The sequence below is a fragment of the Marinimicrobium locisalis genome, assembly GCF_039822625.1.
GTDB classification, from domain to species: domain Bacteria; phylum Pseudomonadota; class Gammaproteobacteria; order Pseudomonadales; family Cellvibrionaceae; genus Marinimicrobium; species Marinimicrobium locisalis.
The window spans coordinates 60065-70252 of the sequence record NZ_JBDLLG010000027.1 but is presented as its reverse complement, the minus strand read 5'-3'; the positions used below and the strand labels follow the sequence as shown (position 1 = coordinate 70252).

Here is a 10188-nt window from a genome sequence, read left to right as displayed (position 1 = left end):
AGACGACGTACGGTGGGTCAAAATTAATGGCCAAACGTGGGTCAAAATAGATGGCCATTGACAGGGAGTCTATGACGTCGAAAAGGAAAGCTCGCAAAAAAACGCGGTAAAGTGAGGAGGGTTAAGCTTCGGCGCAATCAGCGCCGAAACTGGGAATAATTTATTTGCTATTCATGAGCCCACTTAAAGCGCCTTTTCAGGTCATTGCAAAACCGAACATCCAGAAGCCGCTTATGTTGGAGCTGCCCAACGACTACGCCTGGAGAAATGCCCACTTCCCGGGCAAACGCGGTAATAGACGCCTTGTTAAAGTTTCCTTTTCGGGTAAATTCTTTAAAAGCGGCTTTCGGTATCAGTTCACTTTCTGCGAACTGGTTGGCTTCATGCTCTTTTTCCTGATCCAGGCCATTGGCGCCTTCTAGAAACAGCTCTTTTTTCCCGTGAAGGAGGATATGTCCTGCTTCGTGGAAAAAAGTAAACCACAGGTGGTCGTCTGAGCGGTAGCGCAAGCTCAGTTGAATTATGGCTTTATCTTTATTGAGCCACCGGGTCGCGCCACTGACTCCGGTTTTAGGCAGCGAAGGCACAAAAACAACGGCTACCCCGGCCTTAGCGCAAAGCTCCGTGAGGGCAGGTACAAAGTCTTCTGGCCCGTGCAAGGTATAGGCGCGAATTTCGTCCAACGCTTCGCGGAAGGTGTTTCTATCATAAGCTTGGCAAGAAATTCGAGCGGCCTCTAGCTCGCCCTGCCTTAACCATGCGGAAACGGCCTCTGGAAATACTTCGTGAGTCTGATTTTGCCGGTAAGCGACATTCAGCTTGGGCCACATGTCATCCCACTGGTCTACGCTGGCGATACCAAAGAAACGGAGCACCTCCACAAGCTGTTGCTTTTTATCCTTGTGTTTCTCCAGCCAGTTGAGCTTTGCCATTGCATTGACAGGCACTTTTTTCAACCAGCTTAGATCGGCCTCTAGTTGCGCTTCTTCTGCTTGGCGAGCCTGTATTTCCTGGTAGTTCGACTCCAGATTCAGCCAGTATTGAGCGGGCATCCCTAAAGCGCGCTCGAGCTTTATAGCCGTTTCAGAAGTAATAGTAGCTTTCGCCTTCATTAACGAAATAAGGTGCTTGGGAGTAAGGCCTGTGCGTTTAGCCAACTCTGTCTGGCTCATCCCCCTAAGCTCTAGTTCATCACTAAGAATTTCACCCGGAGAGATCGCATAGTCCGGCTGAAACTGATTCTCTATGTCAACCATGTGTATCCTCTATGCCTAGTATCTCAATGGCGGTTACTTGGTTCCAGTCCAGGCCCCCTTCGGGTCGCTTCGGAATGGGGTTATTCCCTGGTTTAAAGAGCAGTCTGTACGGGTGATCCAAGTCAACCGACAAGACGCCTTTTTTATCGCCCTTCAGCTCATGGCACCGGTTTGGTGGGCTGTACGGTGGTGCGAAAACACCTAAGTCGGGTGCGGCCAAGAGCTGCGTCATGATGCGTTTTATCCGCTCTACCCGCCTTGGGCCATGCGCTTTCGCCATAGCCTTGGCTTCGGACAGCTGCTTTCGAAGTTTATTGTTGGAGAAAGTTATAACCATATAAAACAATTAACCGGTATGGTTAATGATATTACAGAATGTTCGGATGGAAAACAACCCTGCATAATGGGATTAAGCTGACTCCCAAGGGCCATTTTTACTGAATCTCAGGCCTCAAAACGGCCACTCCGGCAGATGGGTAGGCCTGTTAAAGAGGCGAGTACCCGTCGGTCCAGCGCGACCGAGCTGAACGCGGTCTCGGGCAGCCCACACTACAGCATGATCCACCGCTTGGGCGTCCGCTTGTTGCGACAGGGGCTCTCGGCATTGGCCGACGATGAGCAACACTACCTGGAGCCGACCTGGGAGATTTACGAGGCCTGGTGCTTTGTCGCACTGGCCCAGCAACTCGAAGCGTAGCACCCGCAGTACGACTGGCGGTTGCGCCAAAACCCCAGAACCGCTGACAGAATACTGGATTCCATGGCCTCCGCTCACATCTACCGGGACTCCCTCAGGCTTGATGGTCGACCGCCCGATCTATCAATCATTTTTGTGCCAACTATCCAGGCGGTTAGCCTATTGGCGGATGAGGGGTACCAAGCCCGTCATGGCGTAGGGTTTGTGGCTTTGTCCGCCGCAGGAGATGCCGAAAGGCTGACGGCGCGGCTACTGGCATGATTTCTACTCTTGAGAAGAAGCTAAAAACGTTCGAATGCGTAACTTCCTTGATGGCAGGTCTAATGCGAGCAATTTTTTTTGGCGTAAAAAGCATCTTTTCGCTTACTTTAAAGCGTTAAATTTGTAATACTTTGCTTTCTCTTTTTTGCACGCCTTCAGATTTCGTGAGAAGCGGCATGTGATTATTAGTCAGGGAACTTATGGATAAGACACAAATGAGTCAACGCCTGTTCGCGGTCTTTTTCTGCTTTGCCTCCTATCTATTTTTGGCGGGATGCCAAGGATCTTCTGATGATTCCCAACTTCCAGAAAGCTACGAGACTTACAGTAGCGATGGGATCTCTATTTCTTATCCCCAGCACTGGTCATTTTCTTACGACGACTCCCCTTCTCTGTACTCCAGCCGAGGCATTTCATTCTCCGTCTCGGAGCTCTCCGGCGTTAGCGTCCTGGTCGAATCTGATCAGGAAACCACCACGAAGGATATTCTCGATGGCTTTCTCAGCCGTTTAAATATTGACCGTGATCCCATGTTGAAAGAGCTGGAGAGAGAAAGTGTCGAAATATCCGGGAATGAGGGCGAAGTGCTGCGGTGGGTAGATACCTTGGTGGACCGCAGTGATCGAGAACTCACGGTTGTAAAAGTCTACGACCAACCTATGGACGTATATGCAGTTTTTAACTTAACGGACGACGACATCGAAACGGTTAAACCGCATATGCCGAAGTTTGTTGAACGTATTATCTTAAAGTAGAAATGGAGGGACTCTAAAGTGGCCAACTCTCAACAAACTTATGATGGAGGCCTAATTAGCGAACTCGGCGCCAAGCGCTACTTGAAGGCCGTGTCCGACGCAAGAACAGCTAATATCAACTTTCTCATTCGAGAAGAGCAGGCGAATACTGCTTGGAAAGAGTGTAACTTCAGCTGTCATGGACCCAGTTATCGAAATCTTAGGCGGCCCTCAACCTACTCTGAAATCATGAAGCCGCTGGATGACGTATCGCCCCTGGTGGCCGGCGTCGTGGATGGCGTGCGCCACCAAACAGTAATTAGAGGTGAGAGGTTTGCCGGTGGGGTCAATCGCACGGCAGAAGGCCTTGGACTAGCTGGAAGCGACGCCTTTCAAACGGTAGGAGATGAGAATACGGCGGTTTACGAGTTTGCAAGAACCGTGCTCGGGAACCTCGTTTCATTTGAGTTACATGTATTTGATAACCCCATCACTCAGGTGGTGATGGCCGTGGTTGCTGAGTACGCCTCCGTATTGCCTGAGTGGGTTATTGAGGATGCCTTTAAGCAAGGTGCCTTGAAGCTCGATGAGAAAATTGACGTTCCGTTAGTGGTCCGAGCGGCTTCTAGTGGCGTAATCAAAGGCATTGATCAAGAGGAGTTGGTAAAAGCAGCGAAAATGCTCAACGATCCCACTCAACGGTTGGTGGGCCGGACTATCGGAAAGAAGTTGGCCTTCGCTATGGCGGTGGCTTTGGCAACGGCGATTACCCGCAAGTTACTCACGCGGAGCGATGAGCTTTACGACTTGAAGCGTCGCCTGGTGAAGCTGCGTACGGCTGCCAAGAAAATGAATGGGGGGCTAGGCGGGGCTATGCTCACACTGTTGCAGGCTCAGGGCCTGCTAGACCATGCGGGTGAGGCGAGCCGCCGCCTCCAGCAGGCTGCGCCCAAGGTATGGAATACGCTTCGGTTCCAATTGAACGGAGCGAATATGGTTTATTGGCTGGTAGAAGGTATGTTGCGAGAGTATGTTGACCGGCTAGAGCTTTTGGAGAAGAAGCCCGCTGAGTTCGCGCGCATTATGGCGGCTCTGGTACGAGACAAGCAGACCTCGCATATTTTCTTTCCGGCCAGCGCCTACTAGCCGCTCACCCTCTGACCTGAGTAGCCCTCTCGGGCTACTCAATATTCTGCACCTGCTCCCGCATCTGCTCAATCAAAACCTTTAGCTCCACGGCGGACTGGGTGGTCTCCGCGACAACGGCCTTGGATGACAGGGTGTTGGCTTCGCGGTTGAGTTCCTGCATCAGGAAGTCGAGGCGGCGGCCGAGGGAGTTTTTCTGGGTGAGGGTGTGCTTCACTTCGGTGACGTGAGTGTCGAGCCGGTCCAGTTCCTCGTCCACGTCGGCCTTCTGGGCCAGTAGCGCGATTTCCTGCTCCAGGCGCTCGGGGTCCAGCTCCACTTGCAGGGCTTCGATTTTGGTTTGCAGCTTCTCGCGTTGGGCGGCGAGAATCTCCGGTAGGCGTGCACGCAGGTGGGTGACCTGCTCGCTAATGCCGTCCAGCCGCTGCTGAATAAATTGAGCCAGCTCCTTGCCTTCGCGCTCGCGGTGTTCAATCAGTTGCTTCAGGGCCACATCGAACTGAGTGAGGGCAGCGTCGATCAGCACGTCCCGGTCCAGTTCGGACTGCTGCATGACACCCGGCCAGCGCAGCACTTCGAGCGGGTTAACGGGCGCGGTATCGTGCAGTTCGTTGCCGATTTTCTGGGCGGCGTCGGCCAACTGGCGCACGCGGTTGAGGTCCAGGCCCTGGTCGGTGGTCTCTTCCTTTTGTAGGGTTAGGCTCATTTCCAGCTTGCCACGGAACAAAGCCTTGCGAATGCGTTCGCGCAGCTTGGGTTCGATCTCGCGCAAATCTTCTGGCAGGCGGAAGGCCGGCTCCAGGTAGCGGTGGTTGACGCTGCGAATCTCCCAGGTCAGGGTGCCCCAGTCGTATTGCTGCGCGTTGCGGGCGAAACCGGTCATACTACGTGGCATGGAAGATCCTCTTTGTTCTTAGGGTGAGCGGTTACCATACGGAGCGATAGCTGGTAGGCTTCGCCTCCATCAAAGGGCGATCTTACCACAGCCCCCACCGCATTCTTTTCAGCACTCTCAGTATAAGGGAACTCACTATGTCCGATAGCCAGATGCAGCGCCCCAGCGGCCGTCAGCCCGATCAATTGCGCGACGTTCGCCTGACCCGCCAATTTACCAAGCACGCCGAAGGCTCGGTGTTGGTAGAGTTTGGAGACACCAAGGTGATTTGTACCGCCAGTGTCATCGAGGGTGTGCCGCCCTTCCTGCGCGGGCAGGGCCAGGGCTGGCTGACCGCGGAATACGGCATGCTGCCCCGCTCCACCGGTACCCGCATGGGTCGAGAGGCGGCTCGCGGTAAGCAGGGTGGTCGCACGGTGGAGATTCAGCGGTTGATTGGCCGCTCCCTGCGCGCGGCGGTGGACTTGGAAGCCCTGGGCGAGAACACCATCCAACTCGACTGCGACGTGATCCAAGCCGACGGCGGCACCCGCACGGCGTCGATCACAGGTGCCTGGGTGGCGCTGGCCGATGCGGTGAGCTTCTTGCAGGAGAAAGGGTTGGTGACGACGAGCCCCATTAAACGGGCGATTGCCTCGGTTTCCGTCGGCATTTATCAGGGCGTGCCGGTGCTGGATCTGGATTACCCGGAAGACTCCAGTGCGGATACCGATATGAATATCGTTATGGGCGATGATGGCGGTATTGTTGAGATTCAGGGCACCGCCGAAGCGGAGCCTTTCTCTGAGTCCGAGTTTGCTTCCATGCTGGCGTTGGCGAAGAAAGGGATAGGGGAGTTGACGCAGTTGCAGCAGAAGGCGTTGGCGGAGTAAGCCTAGAACTGGCCAACATGGCGGCTCCACGTGGGTGGTTTGCGTTGTGTTGTTGCTTTGCGGCGGATGCGCTTTGGGCTTATCCGCCCTACGGATAACGCAGCAGGTTGTGTAGGGCGGATAAGCCGAAGGCGCATCCGCCGTAACCCCACCCAGAAACCGAACGCATCAAAGTTCGATATCGTAGTCGACTATGACCGGCAGGTGGGTAGAGAACTGCTGAATTTTGTAGATGGCCGCGTGCTCCACACGGTGGCCGATGGGCGCTGAGACAATTTGCATGTCCGTGCGCCAGCCCTCGCCTTCATTAATGGTGCCGCTGGGCCACCAGCTGTATTCGTCCGGGTCCTTGTTGGCCTTGCGAAACGCATCCACGTAACCAATCTGATTAAACACCTGGCTTAGCCACTGCCGCTCGTGGGGCAGAAAACCGGACTCGTGCTCGTTCTTTTCCGGGTTGGTCACATCGCGCGGGGTGTGGGCCATCGCCCAGTTGCCACAGAAGATAAACTCACGGCGCTTGCGGGTGATCTTGTCCAGATGGCCCTGGAGGTCGTCGAAGAATTTGATCTTCACCTCCTGGGACTCCATTTCAGAGGTCGCGCTGGGGGCGAGCATTGAACCGATGCTCAACTGCTCGTAATCAATTTGCAGGTAGCGGCCTTCCATGTCCACCCCGGAAGAAAAGCCCAAACCGAAAATCAATGCCTTGGGTTGCTTGCGGGTGTAGATTGCCACCCCGTTGTAGTGGGGTGTCCCGGAGTCGAAATAGTAGGCGAAGTAGCCCTCCAGTTGGAAAACCTCCTGGTCCTCTACTTCATATTCCAGCGCGCGCAGATCTTGCAGACAGATGACGTCTGCGTCCTGGCTGTCCAGCCAGTCGAACAAACCTCGCTGAGCCGCCTGAAATATACCATCGACGCTAAGACTGATAACTCTCATATTAGCCCCTTGTTTACGGACTGTGTATGATACCCGAGCTCGTTATCTTTGTGTTAATTAGAGGCGTAAAAACCCCCAAATTCAGCGCGTTGGAGGCATTTTCGGTGCGCTCGGTCGGGACCACGGGACGACTGGGCCGTGCAGGCGGATGCTCGGGCGTTATAATTGTACCCTATCGGTGACGGGCCTTTGATGGTGAGCACCAGCCGGTTTAGCCGGCTTCCTTTTCAATTTAGCGTATTTGCGAGAGTTTTGCATGGAGAACTACCAGCGCGACTTTATTGAGTTGGCGATTGAGCATCAAGCCCTGGGTTTCGGTGAATTTACCCTCAAGTCCGGGCGGGTCAGCCCCTATTTTTTCAACGCGGGCAAATTTCAGACCGGCCGGGCCCTGGCCCGGCTGGGGCGGTGCTACGCGGCGGCACTGGTGGCCTCTGGGCTAACGGTGGATGTGCTCTTTGGGCCGGCCTACAAAGGCATCCCGCTGGCGACCACCACCGCCGTGGCGCTGGCGGACCAACACGGAACGGACCTGCCCTATGCGTTTAATCGCAAGGAGGCCAAGGATCACGGCGAAGGCGGCAGCCTGGTGGGGGCCCCGCTGAAGGGCAAAGTGCTAATTGTGGACGATGTGATTACCGCGGGCACGGCGGTGGGTGAGTCGGTGGAGCTGATCCGCTCGGTCGGTGCCGAGCCGGCCGGGGTACTGATTGGCCTAAACCGCCAGGAGCGGGGCAAGGGCGAGCGCTCGGCCATCCAGGAGGTGGAGGACACCGGCATTCCCGTCATTAGCATTGTCGATCTCGATAACGTCACAGCCTACCTGAAAGGCGACCCGGCTCGCGCGGAGATTGTGACTCAGATTGAAGCATACCGCGCCGAGTATGGCGTATAGTGTAACCATGGACAGTCAATGAAACGTAAAGGGAGAGTGGCTCGGTGAAAGGTTGAGCGCAAAAAGCGACTAAATAGAAGGCAGCGAGGTCCCTATGACTAGCATGGTTCGATGGTGCGCGTTAATCGCCGGCCTGACGTGGGCGGTGGCGGCGTATGCCGAGGCTCCCGAGAGGGTCTACTACCGCTATGTCAATGACGAAGGGGTCAAGGTGGTGGAAGATCGTATTCCGCCGAAGTATGTGCCCAAGGGCTACGAAATTGTTTCCATGTACGGCGAGGTGCTGGAAACGGTGCCGCCCGCGCCCTCCAAAGAGGAAGTAGAGGCGCAAGCGCGGGCCGAACGCCTGCGCCGTGAGCGCGAAGCGTACAACACGGAGCTGAAGCGCCGCTATAGTACGACGAAGGACATTCGCGATGCCAAGCGTCGCAGCCTGGCGGAACTGCAGAGCAATATCAGCATCCTGGAAGGCAACTTGAGCAATATTCGAGCGCAGGTCCGGGATTTGGAAGCCCGAGCGGCGCGCATGGAGCGCAGTGGTCAGTCGGTTTCGGACAGCGTTCTTGAAAACCTGAAAACCCTGAAAACCGAGGCGGAAGAGGTCAAAGCGCAGATCGCCAGCCGCCAGGAGGAATACGAGCAGGTCGAGGCAAAGTACGACCAGGACATCGAACGCTTCAAGGACATTCAGGCGGCGGAGCAGCGCCCGGCCTCGGCGGCCGGAGACCGCTGAGGGGCGGTGCGCCCCTTAGACGGTGTGCAGCTGTTGTTCGCGCATCAGTCCGCTGACCAGAACCGGCCATTGTTCGGCCCAGTGTTCGGTGGGCGGGCGGCGAAATTGGCTGCGCACGAACTGGGTGATTCGCCCATCCGCTGCCGCCATCAACAGGTTGGCCGCCGCTGAGAGCGGCAAATTGGGCCGCAGCCCTTCCCGTAACTCGGCTTCCCGCAATATTTGCTTCAACTGGGTTTCCACCCGTTCAAATAATTGGGCCACTCGCTGACGCAGGCGTTCGGTCTCACCGGTCAGGGCGTCGCCGGTGAGCAACCGGGTAATGCCCGGGTTGCGCTCGGTGAAGGTCAGAAGCAGCAGCAGAATTTTCTCACAGCGGCGCAGCGCCGCCGGCTCCTCCGAAATGATCAACGAGATGCGAGTGAAGATGGTGTCCTCGATAAACTCGATCAGACCCTCAAACATTTTTGACTTGCTGGGAAAGTGGCGGTAAAGCGCCGCTTCGGAGACGCCCACTTCCCGTGCCAGAGCCGCTGTGGTAATCCGGGCGCCGGGGCTGGCCTCCAACATGTGGGCCAGGGATTCCAGAATCTGTTGACGGCGGGAGGCTTTGTTACTGGGCTTGCTCATGGCGGTCCATACATGGTTTGGGGAGTGAATCCGTCGGCACGGGGCCGTCGGGTGATAAGGGTGGTGGGGTAATCCTAGCCCCATCGCCCTTTCTCTTCAATTATTCTGACGACTTTCTAAGGTTTACGGAGGCTCGTCAAGGCGCTTTTTAGGGAGCCTTCGCGAGGCTGAACCTTCAAAAAAGCCTTGGCCCGTTCGCTCAGAGGCCTTGTGGGTAATCTTTATTGGTAATCAGCGTACCGACGCCGGCGTCGGTAAAGATTTCCAGCAGCACCGCATGGGCCACCCTGCCGTCGACGATGTGGGCGCTGTTAACGCCGCCCTTCACCGCGTCCAGCGCGCAGGCAATTTTGGGCAGCATGCCCCCGTAGATGGTGCCATCGGCAATAAGCTCATCCACCTGTTTCGTGGTCAGGCCAGTGAGCACTTCCCCCTGTTTGTCCTGAAGGCCGGCGACGTTGGTCAGCAGCATCAGCTTTTCCGCCTGTAGTACTTCGGCAATTTTACCGGCCACCAAGTCGGCATTGATGTTGTAGGAGGCTCCATCGTCGCCCACCCCAATGGGGGCAATGACCGGAATAAAATCACTGCCGAGCAACATATTAATGACCGAGGTATTAATGCTGGCCACCTCGCCCACATGCCCGATGTCGATAATTTCCGGGGCTTTCATTTCCGGGCTCTGGCGCTTGGCCGAGAGCTTGCGGGCGCGGATTAGTTGGCCGTCTTTACCGGTAATGCCGATGGCGTGGCCGCCGTTGTGATTAATCAGGCTAACAATCTGCTTGTTGACCGTGCCGCCCAGGACCATTTCCACCACATCCATGGTTTTGCTGTCGGTCACCCGCATACCGTCCACAAACTCTGACTGAATGTTTAACTGCTTGAGCAGGTCGCCAATTTGCGGGCCGCCGCCGTGAACCACGATCGGGTTCATGCCCACCAGCTTCATCAGCACGATATCGCGGGCGAAGCTGTTTTGCAGCTCCTCATCCACCATGGCGTTGCCGCCAAATTTAATGACGATGGTTTTGCCGGTAAAGCGCTGGATGTAAGGCAGTGCCTCGGTCAACACCTGAGCCACGTTCATGGCCTGGGTCCGGTTCAGTGACATAGCAGGGTCCGTT

Annotated in this window: 11 protein-coding genes; 6 read left to right on the top strand and 5 right to left on the bottom strand. The window is 55.8% G+C overall.

What is annotated here, in order from left to right:
* Nucleotides 1-167 precede the first annotated feature (167 nt).
* Complete coding sequence (locus tag AAE514_RS16135) at nucleotides 168-1256, bottom strand: HigA family addiction module antitoxin (protein ID WP_347332587.1); 1089 nt, start codon at nucleotides 1254-1256, stop codon at nucleotides 168-170.
* A 472-nt stretch (nucleotides 1257-1728) separates the two neighbouring features.
* Here AAE514_RS16135 and AAE514_RS16130 point away from each other — a divergent pair, with 472 nt between their 5' ends.
* The 3 genes from AAE514_RS16130 (at nucleotide 1729) to AAE514_RS16120 (ending at nucleotide 4094) form a co-directional block, all read left to right on the top strand.
* Nucleotides 1729-1953: a hypothetical protein gene (locus tag AAE514_RS16130; protein ID WP_347332586.1), complete on the top strand. Its 225-nt coding sequence runs from the start codon at nucleotides 1729-1731 to the stop codon at nucleotides 1951-1953.
* A 461-nt stretch (nucleotides 1954-2414) separates the two neighbouring features.
* Nucleotides 2415-2969: a hypothetical protein gene (locus AAE514_RS16125; RefSeq protein WP_347332585.1), complete on the top strand. Its 555-nt coding sequence runs from the start codon at nucleotides 2415-2417 to the stop codon at nucleotides 2967-2969.
* A gap of 18 nt (nucleotides 2970-2987) precedes the next feature.
* Nucleotides 2988-4094 (top strand): cellulose-binding protein, encoded by a 1107-nt coding sequence (locus AAE514_RS16120; RefSeq protein ID WP_347332584.1) that lies wholly within the window; start codon nucleotides 2988-2990, stop codon nucleotides 4092-4094.
* Between the two features lie 34 nt (nucleotides 4095-4128).
* Here AAE514_RS16120 and AAE514_RS16115 read toward each other — a convergent pair whose 3' ends face one another.
* Nucleotides 4129-4989 (bottom strand): YicC/YloC family endoribonuclease, encoded by an 861-nt coding sequence (locus AAE514_RS16115; RefSeq protein WP_347332583.1) that lies wholly within the window; start codon nucleotides 4987-4989, stop codon nucleotides 4129-4131.
* Between the two features lie 152 nt (nucleotides 4990-5141).
* On the opposite strand from AAE514_RS16115, the gene rph reads away from it, so the two are divergent.
* On the top strand, nucleotides 5142-5861 hold the full coding sequence (gene rph / locus AAE514_RS16110; protein WP_347332588.1) for a ribonuclease PH: 720 nt from the start codon (nucleotides 5142-5144) through the stop codon (nucleotides 5859-5861).
* Between the two features lie 168 nt (nucleotides 5862-6029).
* Here rph and AAE514_RS16105 read toward each other — a convergent pair whose 3' ends face one another.
* A complete protein-coding gene (locus tag AAE514_RS16105; RefSeq protein ID WP_347332582.1) occupies nucleotides 6030-6803 on the bottom strand; it encodes an exodeoxyribonuclease III in 774 nt (257 codons plus the stop codon).
* A 256-nt stretch (nucleotides 6804-7059) separates the two neighbouring features.
* On the opposite strand from AAE514_RS16105, the gene pyrE reads away from it, so the two are divergent.
* The gene (pyrE, locus tag AAE514_RS16100; RefSeq protein ID WP_347332581.1) at nucleotides 7060-7698 is read left to right on the top strand and encodes an orotate phosphoribosyltransferase; all 639 of its coding nucleotides are present in this window, start codon (nucleotides 7060-7062) and stop codon (nucleotides 7696-7698) included.
* A 94-nt stretch (nucleotides 7699-7792) separates the two neighbouring features.
* Entirely contained in the window at nucleotides 7793-8431 is a 639-nt protein-coding gene (locus AAE514_RS16095) for a hypothetical protein (protein WP_347332580.1), read from the top strand.
* A 15-nt stretch (nucleotides 8432-8446) separates the two neighbouring features.
* Here AAE514_RS16095 and slmA read toward each other — a convergent pair whose 3' ends face one another.
* Together slmA and argB are read right to left on the bottom strand one after the other, a co-directional pair.
* Nucleotides 8447-9061 (bottom strand): nucleoid occlusion factor SlmA, encoded by a 615-nt coding sequence (gene slmA, locus AAE514_RS16090; protein WP_347332579.1) that lies wholly within the window; start codon nucleotides 9059-9061, stop codon nucleotides 8447-8449.
* A gap of 199 nt (nucleotides 9062-9260) precedes the next feature.
* Nucleotides 9261-10175: an acetylglutamate kinase gene (argB, locus tag AAE514_RS16085; RefSeq protein ID WP_347332578.1), complete on the bottom strand. Its 915-nt coding sequence runs from the start codon at nucleotides 10173-10175 to the stop codon at nucleotides 9261-9263.
* Nucleotides 10176-10188: the final 13 nt, after the last annotated feature.